The following is a 26,136-nucleotide window of genomic DNA, read 5'->3' as shown; positions in this document are numbered from 1 at the left end:
AGTATATTAGATATTATACTAAGAAAGAAGAGCTTTTAGATAAACTCCCTTAAATAACAATTTGCTCCTCATTCAACTCAACATTATAATGCTCAGCAACCTTTTCTTTTATAAAAGAAATTAATTTTAATATATCCTGCCCTGTGGCATTACCCTTATTAACAATAATTCCTCCATGTTTAATAGATATTTGTGCATCACCAACTTGAGCACCCTTTAAACCGAGCTCTTCGACCATAACTCCAACAGGCATATTTGCCTGAGGACGCTTAAAAACACTTCCAGCTGTAGGTTTTTGAGGAAGATTGCTTAATCTACGTGAGTATATGTCATCAAGCTTTATTTTAATCTCTGATCTTTGCTTCTTTTCAAACTCAAACTCAGCACTCAATATACAAATATTCCGATCATACTTAAACATAGAATATCTATAACCATATTCTATATCTTTTTTTTGATATTCTTTGATTTGATTATTTATTAAATCTAAAACTTTAATATTTTTAACACAATCATATATCTCATCACCATAGGCACCGGCATTCATGATCAATGCTCCACCAACACTAGCAGGCACATCATAAAAAGTCTCAAGACCGCTTAAGCCGGCTTCATATGTAGCTAATGCAAGATCTTGCAATAAGACACCTGCTTGAACTTTTACACAATTACCTTCAATCTCAAAAGAATTAAGTTTCTTACAAAAAATAACAAAGGCAACCTCATCGCCATAATATTCTTTAGAAAATATAACATTACTTCCATTACCAAGAAAAAACAATTTCTTATGCTTATTAACAATATCTTGTAATTCAACCTCAGTGCATGGAAAATATACATGCTTAGCAAAAGACTTAATTCGATATGTATTATATTTTTCTAAAGATGTATATTGTGACATTAGCTACCTAAACATTACTATCTAAAATCTCTATCTGCATAAAGTGAGACATATTCTCTATAAGATTATTATAACCTCTAAAAATTTGATGAGCATTATTAATAGTTGAAAACTCATCTAATAATGATCCTGCCATCAGGCAAGCCATACCTGCACGCAAATCTTTAACACTCATGACAGCAGGTCGAACTGCATCTAAAGCTTTATGGGGCTTAATTTTTATAAGATTATTATCTATAGAAATATTAAAACCCATTTTACGAAGCTGATAAACATAGTTAATTCTTTCTGGATACACTGTATCTTGTATAGTGCTTGAACTCTTAGCCATAAGCAGCATCACTGCATATATTGGTTGCAAATCTGTAGGGAAATGCGGAAAAGGCGCTGCTATGATATCCACACCTTTTATAAAACTATCTTTACCAAAAAATTTTATACTATGGTTATTCTGATCATACTCCCAACTAGCTCCAGCATTAGCTAGCTTCTCAAGCGGCTTCTTAATGTTATAAGTATCTTTAGTATTTATATTTGTGATAGTTATATTTGTCTTATATAGATACGCCATAGCAGCATAAGTCATAGCCTGAATGCGGTCAAAAATTATCTCAAATTCACACCCAGATAACCTTGTAACTCCAGAAATCTTAATATTTCTACTTTCAAAATCAAATTCAATACACGCCCCACACTGATTTAAATAGTCTATTAATGTAACGACTTCTGGCTCAAGTGCAACGTTTTCTAACAAAACTTCTGAATTGCCTATCACTGCATACATAATTAGATTCATGGTTGCTCCCACTGATGGGAAAGGCATTCTAAATTCAGCATTTTTTTCTTCTTTATAAGTAACTTCAATATGATCTTCTGCTAATATAACTTCTGCTCCTAGTGCCTCTAACCCCTCTAAATGAATATCAAAAGGTCTCTTTTCACTAAAGCTACAACCACCTGGAAAACCTATTTTTACGCGTCCTTTTTTCTTAAGAGTTGAGCCCAAAAGCATTAATGAACAACGGGTTTTAGAAGTCATCTCTCCACATAATTCTAAAGTTTCTGTCGTAATATTAGAGGTATCTATAGTTACTGTTTCATCCTTTTCTACTACACTTGCCCCTACGCTCTCGAGTATATCTATAGCACCTTTATAATCTAAAAGAGTGGTTGGAACATTAGTAAATTTGGTTTGAGTATCTGGAATCAAACTTGCAAATATCAAATGTAATAAAGCATTTTTTGCCCCACTGATATTTATGACTATATCATCGGCTATCTTATTTAGCTTTTTTACTCTTACTGCTTTCATCCGTCATTCTCTTATTCTTTCTATTTGCAAATGGGTTATCTGATTGTTTAAATTCAAATACAATAGGAGTACCACGAAACTCTAGTGCCTCTCTAAAGAAATTTTCCAAATATCTTTTATATGAATGAGGTAGTTTACTTACTTGATTACCATGGATCACTATAACAGGTGGATTATGACCACCAACATGCGCATATTTAAGCTTAATTCTAAACTTACCGACAACTGGTGGTGAATGAGCTTCTACAGCCAATTGCATTAATCTAGTGGCATCTGCTGTTGTAACTTTTTTGTTTGCACATCCATAGGCAGTTTCTATTGACTCAAAGAGATGGCCGACATTAGTACCATGAAGAGCTGAAATGAAATGTATATCAACATAATCCTGTAAAAAGAAAAGCTTTCTTTTAAGATCTTGCTTAACTTGATTACGATCCTCTTCTGTCATACCATCCCATTTATTAACAGCTAACACTAGCGCCCTACCATTTTTAATTGCAAAATGTATCAAACTTAAGTCTTGGTCTGACACTCCTTGCCTAGCATCAACAACAGCCACTACAACATTAGAATCTTGTATAGCTTGTAATGTTTTAACCACAGAAAACTTCTCTAAAGTTTGTTTTACTTTACCTCTTCTACGTACACCTGCAGTATCTACTATGGTGTATTTCTGACCGTGTCGTTCAAATGGTATACTCACACTATCAATAGTCGTACCAGGCATATCAAACACAACAACTCTATCTTCACCTAACATTCTATTTGTAAGGGTTGACTTACCTACATTAGGGCGGCCAATTAATGAGTAATGAATACCGTGACGTAATTGCTCTTTATGTTCTGCAGACTGAGTATAATCTTGGTAATATTCATTTAAGGGTTTTTTTAAAAATTTATCAATTAATTTTTGAGTATTCCTACGATGAGCTGCAGATATAGCAAAAACCTTGTCAAAGCCAAAAGCATAAAAATCTGCCATTGCAGATTCTTCATCAACACCATCGACCTTGTTAACTACTACTACAACCTTCTTATTTCTCTGACGTAGAAGATTAGCCACATAATCATCCCCAGCTGTTAATCCAGACCTACCATCTACTATAAAAAATACTAGGTTAGCCTCATCTATAGCCATTTCAGATTGTTTTGCCATAAACTCATCAAAGCCTGCATCTTGATCAGATATACCACCGGTATCTACTACTAGGTAATCAAGACCATCATATTTTGCTTGACCATATTGACGATCGCGCGTTACTCCCTCAAAATCAAACACCAACGCATCACGTGAGTTTGTCAGGACATTAAATAGCGTCGATTTGCCAACATTTGCTCTACCGACTATAGCAATTAGAAAAGACATTTTTATTCTTAAATTTTATTATTAATACAGTTATGCTAATGTTACTCTATTTAAAGTTTTTTATAAAGCTATATCTTTTTAGTCAAAAAAATTAACACCTCTATAGTTTCATAATCTTCAATCTGAATTAAACAGTTAGCAAAAATTTATATATAAACAGAAAGATCTAAAGTAACCGTATTCATATGCTGGCCATTATATAAGCTTTGCCATGAGTACTCTGGACCTACCAAAACATTATCATCAAACAAAGATCTCTGTGTAGAAATCAACACTTGATCTTTTATACCTGATGCTGCCTTAAAGAAACTCCCCTCAGCTGATAGCGGCATGGGAATATTATCAGCATTATAAGAATGTCCGTAGCTGGCGTTAATGTTTTGACCTTTACCATATAATGTAAATGTATACGCTGCCTGTACCGTAAAGGCCCCAGCAAAAGCATCACTCCTACCAGTAAATTGAGAACTTTGAGTTGTTGTAGTAGCCCAGCCACCACCAATATTTAAACTTCCAGGTAAAAATGGAATACTCTCAAAATTCACCGCCGTATCAAGATTAAACTCACCCACTCTTTTATCTACAAAATTAAACCTACTACTTGCACCTCTGATATCATTCATATAGCCTACATTAAAACCAACCTGGGCTACATCCTCAAAAGTCATTGCATCAAAATATGCTAATGAAAATGTCGCATGATTTTCCGAATCTAATAAAGTGAAATTTGCGTTAGCTGTATCTCCCCTATAATTAATAGCCGCATTTGTTACTCTCAATGGGCGAAACATATTTGCTGTTATACTATTTGTCCATGGACCACCACCACCATATGAACCAACAGATGGTCGATATTTACCAACTGAAACAAATACTGGAGTAGTGTCAAGATTACCAAATATTACAAAAGCATCTTGTAAATCATAATTGTTATACTGATCTGCAACAAAGTCTAGGTTAGCTGTAACATAGTGCCCAAGATTTGATATAAAATATAAAGTTGCACTAGTTAGATATACATTTTCACCACTACCATCAAAAGTTGAACCACTATTTGTTGTAATATCTGTGCCGCGCCAAACTTGAGCATCTGCCTGAATAAAACCACCAAAAAATATAGAATAATCATTAAAAAATGATCTTTGCTTAAGTATACTTGAGGCAAAAAGGTTGCTTGGTAGCTGACCGATTGGAATCGTGTTATTACTTGAGAATGAACCTACATAAGAGACCTCACCTTGAGTTGTTATCTTGACTTGGCTTCCTATATCGACTCCTTTATCAGCACCTAGAGAGCCTATAGCTAATTGCTCTTGCATATACTGCTCTTCGATCCTAATATTGCTATCAAAATCACTAAACTCATCATTAGATGCTTTTTGGTGTGATCCCAATCCCACAATTGAATCATTACTATTTCCTTGTTGATCTAAACTCTTAATTTGTAGCTGCAAAAGTCTTATTTGTTTAGCTAACTTACTAATTTCTTCATGACTTGGCTCTGTAGAATTGGAAGATTGATTATTTACTGCTAAAGCAGTATTAGAAAGAAAAAGCAATGTTAAAAAAGTAAGGATTATTTTTTTAATCATTTAGCTATATGTTTATATATATACAGACATATCAAGAGTAATTGTATTCATATGCTCACCACTATATAGTTTCTGATAAGCATATTCCGGACCAAATAAAACATTATCATCAAAATAAGCACGCTGACCTGAGAAAATAAGTTGATTCCTAATCCCTGATGCTGTTTGTCCAAAACTAGGTGATGCATTTGCCAAGCCCATAGGAACTGCTGCTGCATTATATGACTGTCCATATGAAACACCAAAGTTAGTATTTCTACCACCTAGAACTAATGAATAGTTGGCTGCACCATACCAAGCACCTGTTAGGACACTTGATGTACCATCACCATTAAAATCTTCTTTGTTTGTCGTAGTCGCCCATCCAGCTCCTACGTTTAAGAACCCTCCCAGCAATGCATATGTTAAGTTTCCATCAACGTTAAATGCACCAACCGTATCTTTCTCACGGCCTGGAAGATTATCTAATGCTGCTGCTAACGAAGAGTTACCAGCACCTGCCATATTATATACATAACCAACGTTAAAACCTGCTGCTAAATTTGGAGTCCAACTATCAGCATAGAACAAACCCGTAGAAAAGTTAGCACGCTTATCATCTGAGCCAAATACAGCAACACTATAGTTCCAGACTTCACTCTTATAATTTACAGAAAGATTCGTAACTTTACCTGGTGATAAATAATCAGTAATACCATTTGCCCACGCACCACCACCACCATATGAACCAACCGTAAGCTTATTTCTACCAGCCGTTACAAAAAATGGTGAGGTATCTAAATTACCAAAGATTACAAAAGCGTTACCTAGACCAAAAGAACCTGTCTCATCAGTATCAAAATCAAACTGAGCAGTTACATAGTGACCTAAATTTGATAAGAAATATAGATTTGCACTTGTTAAATATATATTTTGACCATTACCTTGGAACGGATCTGCACCACCATTTCTTTGTATAGTATTACCAAACCAAACCTGAGCGTCGGCTTCAATTTTTCCACCAAAAAACACTGTATAATCATCAAATTTTTCTCTTTGGCCCAACAATGTTGAGGCAAAAAGGCTGGAAGAAATCTGTCCAATAGGAATACTGTTGTTACCAGAATATGCACCTAGGTATGTTATCTCACCCTGAGTTGTAATAGCTGGTGCACCACCAACGTCAATACCACCTCGCTGGTTAAATATACCACCTAATGCCTGACCATCCAAGTTAATAATCGAATCGCTAGAGTTCACATTCGCCATAATATCAGAAGAACTTGCACCGCTTATAAGCGCCTCACTCATATCACCACTAGGTGTCGACGCACCAAGTGACCTAGCATTAGTATTACCATCAACCTTTGAACTATAAGTTGTAAATTGTGAATCTCCATTTGAGGTATTCTTAAAGTTACTTCCCTGACTTTTTAACTGTTGAAGCTGGCCTTGTAGCTGTTGAACCTGCTCTTGCAACTTCAGCAAGAGTTGCCTCTCATTTATAGCTGAATTTTGGCTATTAGTAGCGTTCGCATTAGCAGAACTACCTCCTGCTTTAACACTCCCAAGGTTTTGATCACCTATACTGGTCGCACCAAGTGGCCCGCCCTGAGACACCACATTAGGAGAATCTTCAGAATATGCTAAACCATAACAAGCCAATAAACTACCAACTAGCAAACATGTTTTTTTTAATTTTTGAACCACAATACAACTTCCCTACTATAATATAACATAATAATCTAATCTGTCTGAGTGTAGCATATATAAATGTTTGTTTTCAACAAGTTTACAGCCTCAAAAAAAGATTATTAAAAAGTATTGAAATAGTTCTACCTATTAGGTTTAATAAACTTTTTGCCAAAAATTAAATTGGCATATAAGGCGCGTATATGGGAGCCCATGTAGATAAATTAATTAATCTATCTATTTCTTCATCTAGCTCATCTTCATTAAGATCTTCTAAATCAATGTCAACACCGTGAACTGATTCCAAAATAGCCTGTTTAGCAACTGCTTTTGTAATTTCTTTACTAACAGCTACCAAATCAGTTATTTTCGCTAATAATGGTTGTGTTATATCTTCATTAATTACCATTGGTGATAGTTCGCTCAGCCTATAGCAAGCTGCTCTAATCATACCATCAGTTAATAATTTTGCATGTACCGCTACTGAACCCAAACCTAAACCTGGAAATATAAATGCATTATTACCTTGAGAAATACGATACTCACGACCATTATATACAACATCAGGAAATGGGCTACCTGCAGCAATCAATGCACGACCTTCCGTCCATTTAATAATATCCTCAGGCAATGCCTCACATAAGGAGGTTGGATTAGATAACGGCATAATGATAGGGTAATTATTATTATCAGCCATAGTTTTCACTATTTCTTCAGTAAACGATCCTGGTTGTCCTGAAGTACCTATCAATATATCTGCTTTAGTATTCTTAACAGCTTCGGCTAATGTTATATAATTAAAATCTTCAACATCCCAAGCATCTATTTCTTTACTAGTTTTGACAAAAGGTCTTTGTTCTGGAGTAACTCTCTTAGTTTTTTGCTTATCACAAACCAAGCCATATCTATCTACAAGATATATACTATTTCTAGCTCTCTTGATAGAGACCTCTGCTCTATCAGCAATCACATCAGCAAGTTGTCTTGCAATACCACAACCGGCACTTCCTGCACCATAAATAACTACTTTAATATCACAAATAGTGCTAAGTGCTTCTTCAGTCGTTAATTCACCAGCATTTATCCTAATTGTATTTGCAGTTTTAACAGCTGCAATACAGTTGGCTGCTGCAACGATACCAGTACCCTCAATATCATCATTAAAAGTACATAGCTTTTGTTTATATTTTTCTAAAAGCCTTGTTGCATTATCCCGCCCCAAATCTTCCCAATGTAAAAATACATTAGGGAATCTCGCTTTCACTTGCACTACAAACTCTTCAATAAACTCATCATAAGTTTCACCAGAAACTCTAGGTAAACGTACACCTAAATATCCAGGGGCATTTAGTAAAGCATCATTATTTGTACCCATATCAAGCTGAACAGGTAAAACTCTCGCAGGGTCTATACCACTAGCTGCAACATAGACCATGATTTTACCAATACTGATATTCATACCACCAATACCTTGATCTCCAATACCAAGAACTGCTTCACCATCAGTCACAAGAACTAAATCAATACTATTGTATTCATATCTCTCTAGAATCTTAGCAATATGCTTTTTATGATTAATCGATATAAACAAACCATTTTGCTTTCTAAATTGACTACTATACTTTTGAACTGCTTCACCAACTGTTGGTGTATATATAACAGGCATTACTTCTTCTAAATTCTCACGTATAAAGTGATAAAAAAGAGTTGTATTTAAATCATGAAGCCTATTTAAAAAGACATATTTTTCAAGAGAACCAGGTTTTAAATCTAATTGTCTGCGCACCCTAATAGCTTGTTCTTCTAAGCTTTCAACTTTTTCCGGTAAATAACCTATCAGATTGAAGGCTATTCTTTCTTCTTGACTAAAAGCTACATCCTTATTTAAAACTCTATTGTTTAGTAATTGCCTTCCAGTTAGATTAGTTTCAATTGCAAAAACTCTACCATTTTTATTTCTTAATTTTCTTATTCTTTTTCCACGTCTTTCCATGACAAAACCACTTAAAATATGTATATTTAAAATATAACAAAAAACATCTAACTGGTAAGTATCTAACAGCAGTTGCTTTTTTTCAACAAAAAATGAATACTATACGCAATTATATTCTTAAAAACCAATTTTAAGCCTTTTATTTATAATGGAAATAACAATAAACTTAAATAATGTCATAGATAGCTCTCCAAAAGCTGTTGCAATAGGATCATTTGATGGGGTACATCTAGGCCACCAAGCCATCATTAAAAAGCTCATTTCAATTGCAAAGGAAAATGATTTAGTTCCTTATATACTATTTTTTGAGCCCTTACCTAAAGAATTCTTTTTAAAAGAAAAAGCTCCCTCTAGAATTTATGATTTTAGAAACAAAATTATAAATCTACGTCAATTTGGTATAGAAAATATAATTTGCCAAAAATTTAATCAAAAATTTGCAGATATTAATGCTGAAAATTTCATTACCGATTTTTTAATTAAAAAACTAAATATAAAGCATATAATAATTGGTGACGATTTCAAATTTGGCAAAAAACGTCTTGGTAATTATGAGCTTTTAAAGAAATTCTCAACAACTTATAAATTCAAAGTTGATAAAGTCTCAACTCTAAACTTAGATAACCATCGTGTTAGCAGCAGCCAAATTCGCCAAGCCATTTCAGAACATAATATACTACAAGCTAGCAAACTCTTAGGAGCAACTCTAAAAATCAACTCTAGGGTTATACATGGTCAAAAAAATGGCAGGAAAATAGGTTTTCATACCGCTAATCAAAGACTACCAAAAAATTCCTCTTTGAAAGGAGTATACCTAACAAGAGTTCAAATAGATGATGAAACTTTTTATGGTGTAACCAATGCCGGCACAAGACCAACTATCGATGGGAAAAATAATCTTTTAGAAACCCATATATTCAATTTTGATAAGAATATCTATGGTAAACACATAACCGTAGAAATTATAAACTTCATTAGATCTGAGAAAAAATTTGGCTCTTTTGAAGAGTTAAAATACCAAATAACAAAAGATACAGAAACTGCAAAAAAATTAATAAGTAGATTATAGACTATTAACATAATCAGTTTTGTGCTTTATAATTTAAGTTTAAGTAATTTTAAATTTTTCAATACAACTTTATTTTAATACCTAAGGAACTTACATGAGTGACTACAAAGACACGTTAAACCTGCCAAAAACTTCCTTCTCAATGAAAGGAAACCTAGCAAATAAAGAGCCAATGATTCTTAATAAATGGGAAAAGCAAAACATTTATAAGAAAATCAGAGAACATTTTGCTGGCAGGGATAAGTTCATCCTTCATGATGGCCCTCCATATGCTAATGGAAACATTCATGTTGGACATGCAGTAAACAAAATTCTTAAAGATATAATTGTCAAATCAAAAACACTCAGCGGCTACGATGCTCCTTTTATTCCAACGTGGGATTGCCATGGACTACCAATAGAATTACAAGTAGAAAAAAAACATGGTAAAGCCGGTCAAAAAATATCTGAAGATGCTTTTAGAAAGGAATGCCGCAAATATGCCAAAAAACAAGTAGAAATTCAAAAAAAAGATTTTAAAAGATTAGCTGTATTAGGCGAATGGGAACAACCATATCTAACTATGGATTTTAGCTATGAAGCTAATATGATTAGGACACTAGCAAAAATAGTTGATAATGGCCACCTAAACAAGGGATTTAAACCTGTACATTGGTGTACTGCCTGCGGATCAGCATTAGCAGAAGCTGAAGTTGAGTATGCAGATAAAGTCTCTCCGGCTATCGATGTAAAATTTAAGATAAAAGATCAAAACAAACTTGCTAAAGCGTTTGAACTTAATGTTTTAAACCATGATGCTTACGCAATTATCTGGACAACAACACCATGGACACTTCCTGCAAACCAAGCTATCGCAGTACATAATCAACTAAGCTACAGTTTGGTTAAAATTGATGATTTCTACATAATATTAGCTACAAACCTAGTTGAACAAACATTAAAGAGATATGCAATCGAAGGCGCTGTTGTCGTAGCTACTGCTAGTGGCGACAAGCTAGTTGGCATCTTTGCAGAACATCCTTTTTATAGTAGCCGCCATGTCCCTATTTTACATGGAGACCATGTAACAGATGACTCTGGTACAGGTATGGTTCATACAGCTCCTACCCATGGTGTTGAGGATTTCTCTTTAGGAAAACAACACCAACTCTCTATGGAGATTTTTGTAAAAGGAAATGGTTGTTACAGTGAGAACACAAAACTTTTTGCTGGTGAATTTATATTTAAAGCAAATGATAGAATTATAGAACTTTTAGGTGAAAAAAAACGCCTGATGAACTCTGATAAAATCAAACATAGTTACCCTCACTGTTGGCGTCACAAAACTCCTCTAATGTTTAGAGCAACTCCGCAATGGTTTATCAGCATGGAAAAAGAAGGGCTACGTGATAAGGCAATACAAGCTATTAAAGATACTAGCTGGGCTCCTAGCTGGGGACAAGCTCGTATAGAAGGTATGATCAAAGACAGACCTGACTGGTGTATTTCCCGCCAGCGAACTTGGGGCGTGCCTTTACCTTTATTTATCCACAAAGATACAGAAGAACTTCATTCAAATACAATAGAAATATTACATAAAGTAGCTGAAAAAATAGAAAAAGGTGGTATTGAAAGTTGGTTTAATTCCGATGATAGTGAATTTATATCCGAAACTGATCAATATAAGTCTGTTACAGACACCTTGGATGTATGGTTTGATTCTGGATCATCTAGTATGTGTATTTTAGATATAGATAAACGCTTAAGCTACCCAGCTGATTTATACTTGGAAGGCTCTGACCAACATCGGGGCTGGTTCCAAACATCCCTATTAGTTGGCATCTCTGCTAAAGGAAGCCAACCTTACAAAGAGGTTTTCACACATGGATTTGTAGTTGATGAACATGGTCACAAGATGTCAAAATCTCTAGGAAATGTAACTTCACCTCAAGATATCTATAACACTCTTGGTGCTGATATATTGCGCCTATGGACAGCATCAACTGACTACAAAAGTGAGATGGCCGTCTCTGACCAGATTCTAAAGAGAACTGCTGATACATATCGTAGACTACGAAATACTGCTAGATTTTTATTATCTAACTTAAATGGATTTAATCCAGAAACTGACATTATTGAATTTGATAAATTAGTTAAACTTGATCAATGGGCTGTAGCCAAAACCAAAGAATTCCAAGACAAAATTATAGATGCTTATGAAAATTACCAAACTCATACTGTAGCACAATTAATACATCATTTTTGTTCTGTAGAAATGGGAAGTTTTTATTTAGATATTATTAAGGATAGGCAGTATACTGCTATGACAAATGGTCATCCACGTAAATCCGCACAAACAGCTATTTATCATATAGTGCATGCTTTGGTTAGATGGGTAGCCCCAATCCTTTCATATACAGCAGATGAAATCTGGGAAGCCACTCCTAAGACAACTGACCTGCCAATTCAACTTTGTGAATGGTATACAGAGCTTAAAGCGTTTGATGAAAAAGATGAATTAAATTTAGATTTTTGGACAAAAATTCAAGAAATCCGTTCTGAGGTAAATAAAACTCTTGAGATGAAAAGAAATGAAAATCTTATCAAAGCATCTCTAGAAGCTGAAATTACACTATATGCTGATAAAGATAACTATAACCTTCTAAGTAAACTAAAAAATGAACTACGATTTTTACTTATTTCCTCAAAGGTAAATTTAAAGCTAATAGAAGAAAAATCTAGTAGTTCATCTAAAACAAATATCGCTGGTTTATTTATAAAAATAACTAAAATTGACGAACCAAAATGTGAAAGATGCTGGCATCGTAGTTCTACAGTTGGTCAAAATAGTCAATATATAGATATATGTGGTCGCTGTATTGAGAACATAACTACAGAATCTGGGGAATCTCGTGAATTCGCTTAAACCCAAATTAAAGTATTTTATTGTTGCAATTATTATTGTAGCTATAGACCTATACACAAAACAACTTGCTAACACTAGCTTAGAGTTAGCTCAACCAGTTAAAATAACTAATTTTTTTAACCTAACTCTACTCTATAATCATGGAGCTGCATTTAGCCTACTTAGTAATGACCAAACATCTTGGCAAATGATAATGTTCGCAACGATATCTTTACTTGCAGCTATTATTCTTATATACCTGATTCTTAAGCAACCCATCAAGGAAAAACTTAGTTTATTTTCATTCGCTCTTATCTTAGGTGGTGCTCTTGGAAATTTTTATGATCGTGCTTTTCAAGGCTATGTAATTGACTTTTTAGACTTTCATCTTAATAACTATCACTGGCCAGCTTTTAACATTGCTGACTCTGCAATCTCTTGTGGAGTGACATTGCTAATAATAGCATCGTTATTTAGCAGAAAAAAATCATAGAGTTTTCTTATAATTATTATACAGCTCACGAGCTTTAAATAAATTTCCACCGTAAGAAATATTATACAAAGTTTGTTGCATCTCTGTGTTTTGCTCCATAGATATACCAATATATTTAAGATCAGGCAGTGGCTTATTAACTTCAGCAATTATAGTAGCTGTTAATGGTAATTTCTCATTTACAATAACTGTATAATCATTATTTTTCAAATACTCAACAAGTTTCTGATACCTCGCATCAAAATCAGTTCCTTTAAGCTTTATAACCTGATCTGGGTAATTTGCAACCAAGAATCTCACTCCTTCGATATTATCAGTATGCTTACTATAATCTATTTCTCTTATAGCTTGATTTCTAGACAATAGCTTATAATGATCAATATTATCTTGAATATCATCTCTAACAGTGCACGAACTAACAGATAATATAACCATACACATAACAAATATTTTTTTAAACATCTTCAAACTAAGTTCATAAAAGCATTAATATAATTATAACCATAAAGCTTAGATTTTTATAAACTTTTATAACAACATCAAAATGATTACACCTAATAGCATTGTAGACTTTATTTATTACTAAAATACTCTTACAATATTAAAAAACATCTCTTATATATTACTCACTAAATGTCAAAATCTTCCAATACTAAGAAATGGATGCAAGATCATACCTCAGATTATTATGTTATTCAGGCTAATAAACTTGGCTATCGCAGTCGAGCAAGTTTCAAAATAATTGAAATACATGAAAAATATAAAATTTTTAAACCAAATATGTTTGTAGTCGACCTTGGTGCAGCTCCTGGAGGATGGTCTGAACAAATAGTAAAACACATCGGTCAAAATGGTAAACTTATCGCTTTAGATTTATTAGAAATTAATCCTATAGCTGGTGTTGATTTTATACAAGGTGATTTCTCAAGCGATACAACATATGAAAAACTAAACATACTTGTAAATAATCAAAAGATCAATTGTGTAGTATCTGATATGGCCCCAAATCTCAGTGGCAACAAAACTTCCGATCAAGCACGATCAATATATTTATTAGAATTAGCATTAGAATTTGCTAAAGACAATCTAATTAAAAATGGTAGCTTCATAGCTAAGATATTTCAAGGATCTGGTAGCGATGAATACCTAAGGCAAGTACGTGATAATTTCACAAAAGTAACTCAATTTAAACCCAAATCGTCACGCCCACATTCAAGAGAGTTTTTTATTATTGCACAAGGATTCAAAAACCAGCCATAATCACTTACTCAGGAGTGTTTTCTTAAACCATAATCACCAACCATTAATTTAACTTTTTTGATAATAATTAATGTAGGTATAGCCGCTAAAATCACAATAACAAAAAAATTAGTATACCCTACACTCTCTTGGATAGGACCACTAATCATTACAGGAATCATCCTTCCCAAGAAAAGTACTCCTGTGAAAAATGCGTAATGAGCTGTCTTATAAGGACTATCCTTAACCATAAAGTAACCAAAAAGTAGTGTTGCCGTAAGCCCAATACTAAAAGAAAATTGCTCAATCAATATACACAAAACCACTACTATATGATTAGTAATATGAAAATATGCTAGAAGAAAATATAAAATATGGGGAGCATTAATCAAAAAGAATAATAGATAAATGCTTTTTGAGAAGCCTGTCCGGTAAAGATAATAACCACCAACAATGCCTCCCAATATAATAGCTAATGGTGATATAGTCCCATACGCAAATCCGGTAAAAGTATTGGTAAGTGCTAAGCCACCATTAGTTTTTGAGTCTATTAAAAATAATGGTAATATTGCAATAACCATACTCTCAGAAAATTTAAATAAAAAGATAAACACTAAGCCTAACCATAACTTCTTTATCTTTATAAAACTTTTATAAACATCAATAAAGTTAGTCCATGCCTCATTTAATGATATTTTTTTAGTATTATCATATGGCAATACAAGCCTATGATAAATCCCTAAAAACAAGCTTAATCCTCCAGCTATTGTTAAGCAAACTGCCCAACTTATCTTATAACTACCAGTTTTACTGTATATAAAACCACTCAACATAAGTAAAAAACCTGTGGCAAAAATTTTACCAAGATTATAGGTTACAGATTGTAAACCAATAAAAAAAGATTGTTGTGAAGGGCAAAGACTCTTAATATAAAAACCGTCTGCTGCAATATCATGACTAGAAGATAAGAAGGCTATAGACCAACTAATGACAATGGTTAATACAAAAAAATTTTCTGAGCCTAAAGCTAAGGCCATAATTATCAACAGTATTCCAACAAAAGTTTGCATTGTATATATCCACCACCGAGAAGTGAAAATCATATCTACTAAAGATGCCCATAGAGGTTTAATAACCCAAGGCAATACAAATGCTCCTGTGTAAAGTGTTATCTGAGAATTATCAACACCAAAATTTTTATACATAATAGCCATAACAAGCATTATTATGCTAGCTGGTAAACCTTCCATAAAATATACTGTCGGCACCCAAGACCATGGGCTCTTCTTATTTATTTTTTTCTTCATTATTATGAAAGTAGTAAACTAATAACTAAATATAAGCATAAAACCGCTATATTAAAAACCTTCTCTTTTATTATTTTCTCTAATATCTATGACCAACCAAACAACTTACAAACTGTATTTAGTTGTATTTCCGTAACAATTTGCTTTACATAATATCCAAAATTTACAATATACGTACGGCTTTTAATTTTTCAAAATCTCAGGTAAACATTTACTGAATCATAACCTTGGTCTATCCTGAATTACTATTATCTTGAGTGTAAATGCCTTTAAGAACTTTTCTAAATTTTTCAAAGTTAATTAACTTATTTAATTTTACAAACCTATTATCACTACCTAGCGATTCTTCTATACCTAAAAAGAAAAAAACCATAACCATAAAATACAAATATCTTAATTTGTGTACATTAATTCAACAGTCTATAATATACCTAAAAATGGAATAATATTTTAAATAGAATGAATTTTATAAATAAATTTTTAAATTATAAAAACCAAATTATGAATTTTGAATTGGTAGATAAAAGAGTAGTTCTTTATTTATCCTTAACTTCATTAATTTTCTTCTACCCAATTATTTATGGTCATGGAATATATATAGATGATCTATATAGGCTTAAGACAGGAGAGTTCTCTTGGTTTATTCAAGGAAGGCCATTAACTGAGCTTATAGTTAGGCTATATGCATCACATGTAGCCATAGACCCATCACCATTTAATTGGATATTTTGTATATTTGTAATTGGCTTATCAGCAAAAATTATTTATTTAAGACTTATAGAAAATCATCAAAAATATGCCTTCACATTAGCCTTCTTATTTATAATAAACCCATATTTTATACAAAATGAGTTATATCGTTTTGATAGTATGGGAATGGTATTAGCATTATTTTTTGGTGTTTTGGCGTATTGTATAAATAATAAATATTATATGACAAAAATATTTTTATTAGTTGGATGCCTAAATTTTTACCAACCAACAGTAAATATATTTTTAGGATTAATGGCTGTGGAAATCCTTCTTATGTTTCAAAAAGAAGTTTTAAATAAAACAATCATAAGGTTTTTTGTTTCATGCTTTTTGATATTTATTGTCGCAACTATAATCTACTATATTGAAACAAAACTCTTTTTAAGAGCAACACAAGGTAGAGGAACTATGTTAACTTTTTCTTTATCTTTGCCTAAAGAATTAATTTTAAATATAGGTCATGCAATAAAACCATACATAATGTTTTGGAAGCATTATCTTGTTTTTATAATGCCATCTGTAGTTGTAGCAATATTTATCATATTGAAAACTCTTATCTATGATAAAAATATGAAGCTTTTTTATGGTTATTTAGTATGCATTGGGGTGACGCTATTTTCTACACTTGGTTTTATGATACTCTTAAAGTATCAGATGTATGTTACAGAGGTTAGGGCTTATACATATTTTCCTATTAGTCTAATGATTTTAGCTGTTGTTCTTATATATTATAAACCTGTTTTAAAGTGGTTATTACTGCCTACAGTACTAATATGTTTTATATTTAGCGCAAGAGTTGGAAATATGCAGCAAATACAAGCAGAATACGAAAAACCTATATTATACGGACTGGTGGAAGATATGTATAGCATTGAAAATAAGGATAATGTACGTAAGTTTTACTCATTAGGAAATGTTCCTTATTCAGTTTTTGTTAAAAATAGCATGAATAATACACCATTTAATGGATATCTATCTAGATATGGATGGAGGACAACAGGTGCTATCATGGAGTATGGTAATAAAACTCTTCAAATGCAATTTGATAGTGATTATGTAAAAGAAGAAGCAAGGTTTAATAAACTTAGAAAGGATTTAATCTTAGTTTTGGATAGGCCATACTATGCTATTTATATAAATAATGATAAAGAAGGTTGGATTATTTGGAAAAATTAACTGCATATTGGCTCTATTATTAACTAGTTGACAAATATTGGAAATACTATTCCATTTAAACAAGCTATATTTTGTAAAACTCTTAATCCCGTGTACGAAAATATTTAATAAATACATATCAACTACATGAGAAATAACTTCAAGTGGCGATGGCACAATATCTCTCAATAATTCAATAGCTGTTTCACATAATATTATAAAGAATTCACATTCACTTTTCGTAAATAGAGCTTCAGGGTAAGCTTCAACACCATTTTTAAAAAGCATATTAAAAGGTTTTTTCATTACTTCTATCTCCCATTTTATGTATTTGACTTGGAGAAAATGTAAATTTTATTGCAAATATTGGTAAAGACAGTTTTGGGGATAGACTTTTAGATTTTTATAGAGAGGTTGGTTTTGATATTTCAAGTATTAATCAGGATATAGAAACAAACACTGATCTAGCTTTTATTACAGTTGATAAAATAGGTCAAAATATGATTAATGTTGTGATGGGAGCTAATGCTAAGTTGGATAGAAAACTAATAGATAGAAATATTCAGAAAATTCGATCTTCTAATATTATTTTAACTCAGTTAGAGATTCCTTTAGAGAGTATTAAATATCTAGCAAGTCAGTTACAACAACATCAAACCTTTATACTAAACCCTGCTCCTGCTAAAAAAGTAGATGTGGTTGACACAACGGCTGCTAGAGATACATTTAATGAAGTCTTGGCTTTTTGTTTGGATAAAAAACTATCTATAGAAAAGTCGATTGAGATAGCGAATATAGCTTCAGCACCAACTTTAGCAAAATTGAACTCAAACTTAGTTGAGAAAATTTAAAATAAGGAAACATTTAAATGGTTTTATTACATTCATATAGTGTTGCGGTATTTTTTTGCATAATAACGATGTTATGCTAACTGGTAAACCTTCCATAAAATATACTATCGCTACCCAAGACCATGGGCTCTTCTTCTTATTTATTTTTTTCTTTATTATTGCAAATAATAGTAAACTAATAACCAAATATAAGCATAGAAATACTATATTAAAAATCATCTCCCTTATTATTTCCTCTAATACCTATTGACTAACTAAGCAACTTACAAACTGTGAACACCCAAGCTTTACGATATACATACGCTCTTTACTTTTTTAAATTCTCAGGTAAACATTTACTAAAATAAGCCTCAACTCATACGTTATGTTTCCATAATTCAAAAATCCTATTAGCAACTACTTTATGGGCTTTCTCAGTCGGATGACAATAATCCCAGCACAAATATTTATCTGGATCACCTGTAATCTCAATATCATATTGGATATTACCTAAAGAATCAGCCCCACCATAGCTATCAATACAAGCATCTGTAACATTCTCAAAACCATGTTTTACAGGATTCTCCACACAATCATTTAATAAACTATAAAAATCAAAAAGTTTAAGGTTTACTTTAGGGAAAACTGTCTGCAAGTCTGCTATTTTATTTCTTAATAAACCATTCTGCAAATTAATATTAATCTGTAAATACGATCTAAAAAATTTACCAACCCAATTAGAAAGATAGTCCCTATAAGCAGGTGCATTTGTCACATCTGGAATATTCCATACAATTATATTTTTAGCCCCCATCTTAATAGCTTTTCTAACTATTTTATTTAAATCCCTAGCCACTCTAAACTTCGCCATTAAATTTATATATGGAATTTCGTTATAAACCATAAACATAAAATTATTAGCGCCACCATTAATAATGACTAAATCATCATCAGCAAACCTTCCTTCTTCATTTTCAAAACGTACAATTTGTTCTGAAACAGCAAAAGAGTGATACTTTAGTAGAGATGACGGATTTGGACCATGAGTCAAAGCTCCACCTATCGCATAATTTTTATGCTTTATTTCACCTACTTGTTGCTCTTTTGCAATCATTTGAGCCAATTGTTCACTTGAAACAAGACCATTAGAAAATCTACCCTCAAAATATGGTTTACCAGGTATATCTAATGTTTTATTAATATTTCCAGTATCTAAAAGGCTGTCTCCAAAAACCACTAGCCTGCTGATTTGTTGCATATTTAATCCTTATACTCAAAAAAATTAGCCATCCAATGGGCTATTATTAAACTATTATCCCTAATCCTCAAACTTTCTAGAGCATGCTGAAATTCATTTTTTATATTATCCTGATACTCTTTTATAAGGGCATGATTATGAACCTTTAACATCTCTGGATGAGCTTGAATTCCCAATACATGATTATTAATACAAAACATTTGTATTTTACAATACTCACTTGTACTTATAAGCTCTGCATTTTCAGGCAATTCAATCACTATATCTTGATGATAAAACAATAAGCTTAAGTAATGATGAAAAGGCCTCATCCAATGCTTTTTGCACAAAACCTCGACATTACGAACCCCTACAGCAAAACCTTTTGGACCACGTTGAACTTTACCACCTAAAGCTTGTGCTAAAATTTGATGCCCAAAGCAAATACCTACTATTTTTTTATTGCTATTGTATATCTTTACTATTTCAGATTTTAATCTAGATATCCATGCTAAATTATCAAAAGCAGTAGCCTTACTCCCTGTTATTATAAAACCATCGTAAATATCATAGCTTTTGGGATATTCCTGTTCTGTTACATCAAAAATATCAAAATCAACCACGACTGAAAGCTTAAAGAATAAATTTGCAAACATATCAGGATAGTTCCCACCAGCAACTCTTCTACGATGCTCAGGAATATGATCTGTTTGTAAAATTGCTATTTTCATTTTAATTATCTATTTTATTAAAGCATTAAACAATATTTTCTTAAATTCTTCGGTAATCTCAAATGTATATGTGTGAGCCTTAGAACCAGAACGAAAACCTTTGATTTTCAAAAGATTATCTTCTTTAATTACGTTCTTAATAGTTATTACATCCAGCCTTGTACTATCTAAAACTTCAGATTTACGCTTCCAACTATCTCTATAACGATTAATCGCTGTACGATATGAGCCAGATATTTTATTTTCTAAAGCTTTTTTTACAAACTCATCCGCACCTAACGGCATTTCCTCGGCAAATTTCTTTAGCTCATAAAGTGTGCGCACATCCTCTATAATGCCCTTTTGTGATAATTCACGAATACTCCTACTTGCATCAGAAATTTTAAGTCGCATTGAAATCCAACTATTATTTCTACCTAAAATTCTAGCAATTTCCATTTTTTTAATATTTTTGTTTTCTATTAAATCTTTTAGAGCGTCAGCCTCTTCAAAAGGTGAAACATTTTCACGCTGATCATTTTCTAATAACTGTAAAAGGATTATACTTGCATCTGATTCCTCTTGCCTAACTATACATGGTATAGTTGTAAGGCCCGCCTTTAAACTTGCTAGATATCTTCTTTCACCAGCAATTATATGGTGAATACTATCCTTTTTTTTTGCTGTAACTATGATCGGTTGGATTATACCATTCTCTTCAATACTTTTAGCTAATGCATCTATATTTTTAAATGTTTTACGTGGCTGATTAATATCTGGCTTGATTATGCTTAAAGGTAGCTCAAACAATTGACCCACCTTACTTGCTTGCTTATTTAATTCCTGTAACTGCATAGCTCTAAGAATGTCTTTTTTCTCTTGACCTACAGTGTCATGAATTTTTTGATTAACCTTTCTATTCATTAGAGATACTTTTTTAGTCATTATTTCTCCCTGAAAAATTCTATTATTTCTTTAGCTAATTTTTTTACTTGAACATGAATCTTACTCTGTTTTGCATATTCACCTATGTACAAACCTTCTGCTTCTGCTTCTATAAATTTAACACTCTGAGAAACATATGCTTCAAAAAAATTACCATCATCTTCAAAAAAGTCTAACAAGCTTTTTGACATATTTGACTGCATCTGCACTCTGTTTGCAAAAAACTTATAAGGCTTATCTGCTGTTAAAGCTAAATCTTTAGCCTCTATCAATCCAGATAAATCCATACCACTTGGAGAACATGGTATAACAATTAGATCTGATAAAAGTGCAGATTTTAAGGCTGCGGTTTGAAAATTTGGCGGTGTATCTATAACTATATAGTCCAAGCTAGATCTTAGTTCAATAATTTTTTCACGGACATTTTTTTCATCTAGATTATATATAAAGTCACTTTCTTGCGTATTTTTAGTCATCCACATATAGGCATCTGGCTTATCTTTATCCATATCTACCATAGCTACTTCATATCCGAGCTCTTTTAAACCACAAGCAATATTAATTGCTGTTGTTGTTTTACCAGAACCACCTTTTTGCTGCAACAAAGAGATTACTTTTGCATTTTTTTGACTCATATTTTAAAACCTTAAAACCTTAAAACCTGTAACTTATTTTATTTATATAAAATATTTAAGAAATTATAGTCTATATTTAACAGCTATAAAACCAACTTTTATACATTAACTATTGATTAGCGTGATGTTTTCTTATATTTTATTAAATCACTTAACGAGTATTTCACAACTACTCCTTTTATAAAAATTATAAAAAAATTATTCAAAGGTTAAAAATGGCAAAAAATATAGTAATAGTAGAGTCTCCAGCCAAAACAAAGACTATAAAAAAATATCTTGGTAATGATTTTGAAATCTTGGCATCATTTGGGCATGTGCGTGAAATACCATCTAAAGACACATCTATTGATGTAGAAGATAATTTCAAAATAAAATTTATAACTAGTGATAGCAGCAAAAAACACCTCGATGCTATAAAAAAAGCAGCAAAGAGCGCTGAAAATATTTATCTTGCTACTGATCCAGATAGAGAGGGTGAAGCTATCTCATGGCATGTCCAAGAAGTTCTAAAAAATGCAAGGCTCCTTAAAGATAAAAATGTCTATCGTGTTACTTTTAACGAAATCACAAAATCTGCGGTTACTCACGCTATAGAAAATCCTAAAGAATTAGCCATGGATTTGGTTAATGCTCAAAAAGCTCGTCAAGCTTTAGACTTCCTAGTTGGATTTAATTTATCTCCATTATTATGGCGTAAGATTACAAGTGGATTATCTGCAGGTAGAGTACAAAGCCCAGCGCTTAGAATGATTGTTGAACGTGAAATAGAGCGTGAAAATTTTACTAAAAAAGACTACTGGAGCTTAACAGCAGATACGTTTAAACAAAAACAAATATTTGCGAATCTAACTGAGTTTAATAACACGAAAATTGAACAATTCTCATTCACTTCAGAAGTAGATGCTAATAATGCAAAAGCAACTATTATAAAAGATGCTAATGGCTTTCTAATCGTAGACGGTATTGTTGAGAAAAAAACCAGAAGGAATCCATACCCCCCATTTATAACCTCAACATTGCAACAAGAGGCATCAAAAAAATTAGGTTTCACTGCTAGAAGAACAATGTCCACAGCACAAAAGCTATACGAAGGTATAGATTTAGGAAATGGAGAATCTGTTGGTCTTATCTCATATATGAGAACTGACTCAACAAATCTCTCAAATGATGCTCTTAATGACATTAGAAGTTTTATTGAAAGCAAATTTGATAAAGATATGTTGCCTAGCAAACCAAGAGTTTTTGGTAAAAAATCTCAAAATGCTCAAGAAGCACATGAGGCTGTACGGGTAACAGCAGCTAGTAGATCTCCTGAATCAATAAAACAATATTTAACTAATGATGAGTTTAGGTTATATAGCTTAATCTATAATAGAACTATTGCTTGCCAAATGAAGCATGCCACTTTAAACAGTACATCTATTGATTTAATCACTGAAAATGCTAAGCATAAATTTAGAGTAACTGGAACAGTTATTGTAGATGCTGGATTTTTAAAAATCTATAATGTTGAAAAAGATGAAGATGATAAAAATACAGATGATGAAGTAACTTTACCTAAATTTGAAAAAGGTGAAAAAATAAAATTAAATGATGTTATAACTAAAGCTCATTCTACAGAACCTCCTCCTCGCTTTACAGAAGCATCGTTGATCAAAGCCTTAGAAAAATATGGTATTGGTAGACCCTCTACTTATGCAACTATTATTTCAACCCTTCAGCAAAGAGATTATGCTGAAGTTGATAAACGTCGTTTTATACCTACAGATAAAGGAAGAGTTGTAAACAAATTCTTAACTGAATATTTTAAAAAGTATATTGAATACTCATATACAGCAAGCTTAGAGAAAGAGCTTGATGAAATTGCACATCATAAAAATGACTATCTAAACGTATTAAATAACTTTTGGCATCCATTTATCGAAAGAATAAATAAAATATCTGAAGATGTCTCACGCAAGGATGTTGTACAAGAAGAGCTTGATGAAGACTGTCCAGAATGTGGTAGTAAACTATCATCACGCTTAGGCAAAAATGGTCGCTTCGTAGGTTGCACCAACTATCCAACATGTAAATACACCCGACGTGTAGACAGCGATGGTAAAGAAATTAAAAAAGAAGAACCTACGATTGTTGAGGATAGAAAATGCCCACAATGTGAAGCTGATTTGCATATTAAACAAGGTCGTTATGGTAAGTTCATTGGTTGCTCTAATTATCCTAATTGTAAACATATGGAACCATTAGAAAAACCAAAAGATACTGGCGTCACATGCCCTAAATGTAATAAAAATACTATTGTTGAGAAAAAATCTCGTAAAGGGAAGATTTTCTATGCATGCTCTGGCTTTCCAAAATGTAAAAATGCATATTGGTACCCTCCAATAAAAGAAGCTTGCCCTAAGTGTAACTCTCCTATACTACTACACAAAACAACTAAAAAAGATGGCGAGCAAAAAGCATGTCCTAATACAGAGTGTGACTACGCTATTTCTATAGAGGTAAATAAGTAAATTTTTGATTTTTATAGGCCCTTATATCCATATAGGTGGATATATCAGAGGCAAAATAACTATACAAAACAGACTTGTAACAACCTCTAAGCTAATAATTATATAACTAAGCATCGATATTTTTATTTCTTGTTGCTGCAGTGGTTTTTTAACAAAAATCGATAAGCAGAATCCAAATACAAAGACACAACCAAATAAACCTAATGATGTTTTAAACATTGCATTTATCATTCCATCTATCATCCCTCCTACTAGCATCATTATAAAAATGCAATAATATGGACTTGCATATATCAACTGCCTATTTCTAAATAAACTCTTAACAATATTAGTGATAATAATAGATGCCGCTGCAAATGCAGGTATTCCCCATTGCGACCATATTTCAAGCAATAAATTATGTGGATAACCTGCTTTTAGTTTAGTAACTGCTATATAGTTCCATTGACCAACCCCCGTTAAAGGGTGTTCAATTCCAACCCAAAAAGCTTCTTGCCAAAGCTTGATTCTGCCACTAGAACCGAATCTTAAAAGATCCACAGATGAGCCAATTTTAGAATTGTCTACGGCAGATATCACATAAGTATTAAATAAATTTAAAAATTCTCCACTAATTAATGTAATAACAATTAGAATAAAAACTAGCTTAAAATACTTACGTGCATATATAAAAAGTAAAGGCAGCATAATTAAATACTCAACAAAAATGGTCCTAAAAGCATGGTTAATCAATACAAACCAAACAACACTTAATGCTATAAATGAGCCAATCTTATATATAGGCCTTAAATTAACAAACCAAGGTAAAAGTAATAGTGGTATAAACCAGCTAAAATAATTATCTAAAAAACGAGGATTTAAGCAGTTATACATATAGAGTAAAACCTTCTGTATATTTCCAGCGATAAATGTCCCATAAACAGAATAATTAGCTAATGACAATTGTAAAAATAAAGCGCCTGCAAAAAATATCAAAGATATTAGAATTATTATATAAAAAAACTGTATATTCTTAGGGTTATCTTTAATATATCTAGCTATAAACAATACACATAAAAACTGTAAAAAAGTTATACTAACGCCTTTAAAGGCGATTGATGGAGATATTGCAAAAACAGCTGAAATAATACCAAATATAAAAAAGCAATATATGGCATATTGAGTTAATTTGCTAAAGCTCTTAAACAATTCTACTATTTCTAACACCAATTTTTTATTTAAGAGAATAGCAATACTTGCAATACAAAGTGAATCATAAAAAATAGAATACCTATCAACAAATAAATAAATATTTACAGATAGAATATCGTTAAAATATTTTTCCTTGCCACCAGAGGAAACATCAACTAAATTTAATGGTGTAAAATGCATAAATGGCATTAAGAAAACAAAAAAAATTGATATTGCTAAAAAATAAAAAACACAATCACAATATGAGATTTTTTTAAAAAAATTGTGCACAACTACTATCTTAAATTATACCTCTTATTGAATAAGTTTAGCAAAAATACGATTCTAATTCTTTTAAAAT

Annotated in this window: 20 protein-coding genes and 1 pseudogene; 7 read left to right on the top strand and 14 right to left on the bottom strand. The window is 32.1% G+C overall.

Features of this window, described 5'->3' with window-relative positions:
- Nucleotides 1–49 precede the first annotated feature (49 nt).
- The 6 genes from murB to ACR0PV_RS02045 all read right to left on the bottom strand — a co-directional run bounded on the left by murB (nucleotide 50) and on the right by ACR0PV_RS02045 (nucleotide 8,835).
- On the bottom strand, nucleotides 50–901 hold the full coding sequence (murB, locus tag ACR0PV_RS02070; protein ID WP_488173382.1) for a UDP-N-acetylmuramate dehydrogenase: 852 nt from the start codon (nucleotides 899–901) through the stop codon (nucleotides 50–52).
- A 7-nt stretch (nucleotides 902–908) separates the two neighbouring features.
- Nucleotides 909–2,213, bottom strand: a complete 1,305-nt coding sequence (locus ACR0PV_RS02065) for a UDP-N-acetylglucosamine 1-carboxyvinyltransferase (protein WP_488173381.1) — start codon at nucleotides 2,211–2,213, stop codon at nucleotides 909–911.
- Complete coding sequence (der, locus tag ACR0PV_RS02060) at nucleotides 2,182–3,579, bottom strand: ribosome biogenesis GTPase Der (protein WP_488173380.1); 1,398 nt, start codon at nucleotides 3,577–3,579, stop codon at nucleotides 2,182–2,184. The genes ACR0PV_RS02065 and der overlap by 32 nt, the downstream gene beginning before the upstream one ends.
- 146 nt (nucleotides 3,580–3,725) lie before the next feature.
- A complete protein-coding gene (locus ACR0PV_RS02055) occupies nucleotides 3,726–5,171 on the bottom strand; it encodes a DUF3573 domain-containing protein (protein WP_488173379.1) in 1,446 nt (481 codons plus the stop codon).
- A 12-nt stretch (nucleotides 5,172–5,183) separates the two neighbouring features.
- Nucleotides 5,184–6,860 carry a DUF3573 domain-containing protein gene (locus ACR0PV_RS02050; protein ID WP_488173378.1) on the bottom strand — a complete coding sequence of 559 codons (1,677 nt, stop codon included), beginning with the start codon at nucleotides 6,858–6,860 and terminating at the stop codon, nucleotides 5,184–5,186.
- A 160-nt stretch (nucleotides 6,861–7,020) separates the two neighbouring features.
- On the bottom strand, nucleotides 7,021–8,835 hold the full coding sequence (locus ACR0PV_RS02045) for an NAD-dependent malic enzyme (RefSeq protein ID WP_488173377.1): 1,815 nt from the start codon (nucleotides 8,833–8,835) through the stop codon (nucleotides 7,021–7,023).
- Nucleotides 8,836–8,983: 148 nt separating this feature from the next.
- Between ACR0PV_RS02045 and ribF the strand changes: the two genes are divergently transcribed.
- From ribF to lspA, 3 genes are all read left to right on the top strand, one after another.
- Nucleotides 8,984–9,904, top strand: a complete 921-nt coding sequence (gene ribF / locus ACR0PV_RS02040) for a bifunctional riboflavin kinase/FAD synthetase (RefSeq protein WP_488173376.1) — start codon at nucleotides 8,984–8,986, stop codon at nucleotides 9,902–9,904.
- A 94-nt stretch (nucleotides 9,905–9,998) separates the two neighbouring features.
- Nucleotides 9,999–12,809, top strand: a complete 2,811-nt coding sequence (gene ileS / locus ACR0PV_RS02035; protein WP_488173375.1) for an isoleucine--tRNA ligase — start codon at nucleotides 9,999–10,001, stop codon at nucleotides 12,807–12,809.
- Nucleotides 12,796–13,281: a signal peptidase II gene (gene lspA, locus ACR0PV_RS02030; RefSeq protein ID WP_488173374.1), complete on the top strand. Its 486-nt coding sequence runs from the start codon at nucleotides 12,796–12,798 to the stop codon at nucleotides 13,279–13,281. The genes ileS and lspA overlap by 14 nt, the downstream gene beginning before the upstream one ends.
- On the opposite strand, the gene ACR0PV_RS02025 is transcribed toward lspA, so the two are convergent.
- A complete protein-coding gene (locus ACR0PV_RS02025) occupies nucleotides 13,276–13,743 on the bottom strand; it encodes a hypothetical protein (protein WP_488173373.1) in 468 nt (155 codons plus the stop codon). The two genes, lspA and ACR0PV_RS02025, sit on opposite strands and share 6 nt — an antisense overlap.
- Before the next feature lie 171 nt (nucleotides 13,744–13,914).
- Here ACR0PV_RS02025 and ACR0PV_RS02020 point away from each other — a divergent pair, with 171 nt between their 5' ends.
- The gene (locus ACR0PV_RS02020) at nucleotides 13,915–14,541 is read left to right on the top strand and encodes an RlmE family RNA methyltransferase (protein ID WP_488173372.1); all 627 of its coding nucleotides are present in this window, start codon (nucleotides 13,915–13,917) and stop codon (nucleotides 14,539–14,541) included.
- A gap of 8 nt (nucleotides 14,542–14,549) precedes the next feature.
- Here ACR0PV_RS02020 and ACR0PV_RS02015 read toward each other — a convergent pair whose 3' ends face one another.
- Complete coding sequence (locus tag ACR0PV_RS02015) at nucleotides 14,550–15,827, bottom strand: MFS transporter (RefSeq protein WP_488173371.1); 1,278 nt, start codon at nucleotides 15,825–15,827, stop codon at nucleotides 14,550–14,552.
- Nucleotides 15,828–16,059: 232 nt separating this feature from the next.
- Nucleotides 16,060–16,206, bottom strand: a complete 147-nt coding sequence (locus ACR0PV_RS02010) for a hypothetical protein (RefSeq protein ID WP_488173370.1) — start codon at nucleotides 16,204–16,206, stop codon at nucleotides 16,060–16,062.
- 122 nt (nucleotides 16,207–16,328) lie between these two features.
- On the opposite strand from ACR0PV_RS02010, the gene ACR0PV_RS02005 reads away from it, so the two are divergent.
- Entirely contained in the window at nucleotides 16,329–17,756 is a 1,428-nt protein-coding gene (locus ACR0PV_RS02005) for a glucosyltransferase domain-containing protein (RefSeq protein ID WP_488173369.1), read from the top strand.
- Nucleotides 17,757–18,082: 326 nt separating this feature from the next.
- Nucleotides 18,083–18,586 (top strand): annotated as a pseudogene (locus ACR0PV_RS02000) (PfkB family carbohydrate kinase); the annotation flags it as partial.
- A 355-nt stretch (nucleotides 18,587–18,941) separates the two neighbouring features.
- Here ACR0PV_RS02000 and ACR0PV_RS01995 read toward each other — a convergent pair.
- The 4 genes from ACR0PV_RS01995 to ACR0PV_RS01980 are packed head-to-tail and all read right to left on the bottom strand — an operon-like array spanning nucleotide 18,942 to nucleotide 22,092.
- On the bottom strand, nucleotides 18,942–19,823 hold the full coding sequence (locus ACR0PV_RS01995) for an SGNH/GDSL hydrolase family protein (protein ID WP_488173368.1): 882 nt from the start codon (nucleotides 19,821–19,823) through the stop codon (nucleotides 18,942–18,944).
- Between the two features lie 2 nt (nucleotides 19,824–19,825).
- Complete coding sequence (locus ACR0PV_RS01990) at nucleotides 19,826–20,533, bottom strand: glutamine amidotransferase-related protein (protein WP_488173367.1); 708 nt, start codon at nucleotides 20,531–20,533, stop codon at nucleotides 19,826–19,828.
- Nucleotides 20,534–20,542: 9 nt separating this feature from the next.
- Entirely contained in the window at nucleotides 20,543–21,457 is a 915-nt protein-coding gene (locus tag ACR0PV_RS01985; RefSeq protein ID WP_488173366.1) for a ParB/RepB/Spo0J family partition protein, read from the bottom strand.
- On the bottom strand, nucleotides 21,457–22,092 hold the full coding sequence (locus ACR0PV_RS01980; RefSeq protein ID WP_488173365.1) for a ParA family protein: 636 nt from the start codon (nucleotides 22,090–22,092) through the stop codon (nucleotides 21,457–21,459). The genes ACR0PV_RS01985 and ACR0PV_RS01980 overlap by 1 nt, the downstream gene beginning before the upstream one ends.
- A gap of 215 nt (nucleotides 22,093–22,307) precedes the next feature.
- On the opposite strand from ACR0PV_RS01980, the gene topA reads away from it, so the two are divergent.
- Nucleotides 22,308–24,605, top strand: coding sequence for a type I DNA topoisomerase (topA, locus tag ACR0PV_RS01975; protein ID WP_488173364.1), 2,298 nt, complete (start codon nucleotides 22,308–22,310; stop codon nucleotides 24,603–24,605).
- A 21-nt stretch (nucleotides 24,606–24,626) separates the two neighbouring features.
- On the opposite strand, the gene ACR0PV_RS01970 is transcribed toward topA, so the two are convergent.
- Entirely contained in the window at nucleotides 24,627–25,985 is a 1,359-nt protein-coding gene (locus tag ACR0PV_RS01970; protein WP_488173938.1) for an O-antigen ligase family protein, read from the bottom strand.
- Nucleotides 25,986–26,136: the final 151 nt, after the last annotated feature.

This window comes from Francisella sp. AG1, assembly GCF_057683165.1.
This window is presented reverse-complemented; position numbering and strand designations above follow the sequence as displayed.

Coding starts and splice junctions, on each gene's coding strand:
- ACR0PV_RS01985 (WP_488173366.1), bottom strand. CDS start 21,457: ATGACTAAAAAAGTATCTCTAATGAATAGAAAGGTTAATCAAAAAATT.
- ACR0PV_RS02005 (WP_488173369.1), top strand. CDS start 16,329: ATGAATTTTGAATTGGTAGATAAAAGAGTAGTTCTTTATTTATCCTTA.
- ribF (WP_488173376.1), top strand. CDS start 8,984: ATGGAAATAACAATAAACTTAAATAATGTCATAGATAGCTCTCCAAAA.
- ACR0PV_RS01995 (WP_488173368.1), bottom strand. CDS start 19,823: ATGCAACAAATCAGCAGGCTAGTGGTTTTTGGAGACAGCCTTTTAGAT.
- ACR0PV_RS02045 (WP_488173377.1), bottom strand. CDS start 8,835: ATGGAAAGACGTGGAAAAAGAATAAGAAAATTAAGAAATAAAAATGGT.
- ACR0PV_RS02020 (WP_488173372.1), top strand. CDS start 13,915: ATGTCAAAATCTTCCAATACTAAGAAATGGATGCAAGATCATACCTCA.
- der (WP_488173380.1), bottom strand. CDS start 3,579: ATGTCTTTTCTAATTGCTATAGTCGGTAGAGCAAATGTTGGCAAATCG.
- murB (WP_488173382.1), bottom strand. CDS start 901: ATGTCACAATATACATCTTTAGAAAAATATAATACATATCGAATTAAG.
- ACR0PV_RS02055 (WP_488173379.1), bottom strand. CDS start 5,171: ATGATTAAAAAAATAATCCTTACTTTTTTAACATTGCTTTTTCTTTCT.
- ACR0PV_RS02025 (WP_488173373.1), bottom strand. CDS start 13,743: ATGTTTAAAAAAATATTTGTTATGTGTATGGTTATATTATCTGTTAGT.
- topA (WP_488173364.1), top strand. CDS start 22,308: ATGGCAAAAAATATAGTAATAGTAGAGTCTCCAGCCAAAACAAAGACT.
- ACR0PV_RS02015 (WP_488173371.1), bottom strand. CDS start 15,827: ATGAAGAAAAAAATAAATAAGAAGAGCCCATGGTCTTGGGTGCCGACA.
- ACR0PV_RS02010 (WP_488173370.1), bottom strand. CDS start 16,206: ATGGTTATGGTTTTTTTCTTTTTAGGTATAGAAGAATCGCTAGGTAGT.
- ACR0PV_RS01980 (WP_488173365.1), bottom strand. CDS start 22,092: ATGAGTCAAAAAAATGCAAAAGTAATCTCTTTGTTGCAGCAAAAAGGT.
- ACR0PV_RS02065 (WP_488173381.1), bottom strand. CDS start 2,213: ATGAAAGCAGTAAGAGTAAAAAAGCTAAATAAGATAGCCGATGATATA.
- ACR0PV_RS01970 (WP_488173938.1), bottom strand. CDS start 25,985: ATGCCATTTATGCATTTTACACCATTAAATTTAGTTGATGTTTCCTCT.
- ileS (WP_488173375.1), top strand. CDS start 9,999: ATGAGTGACTACAAAGACACGTTAAACCTGCCAAAAACTTCCTTCTCA.
- ACR0PV_RS01990 (WP_488173367.1), bottom strand. CDS start 20,533: ATGAAAATAGCAATTTTACAAACAGATCATATTCCTGAGCATCGTAGA.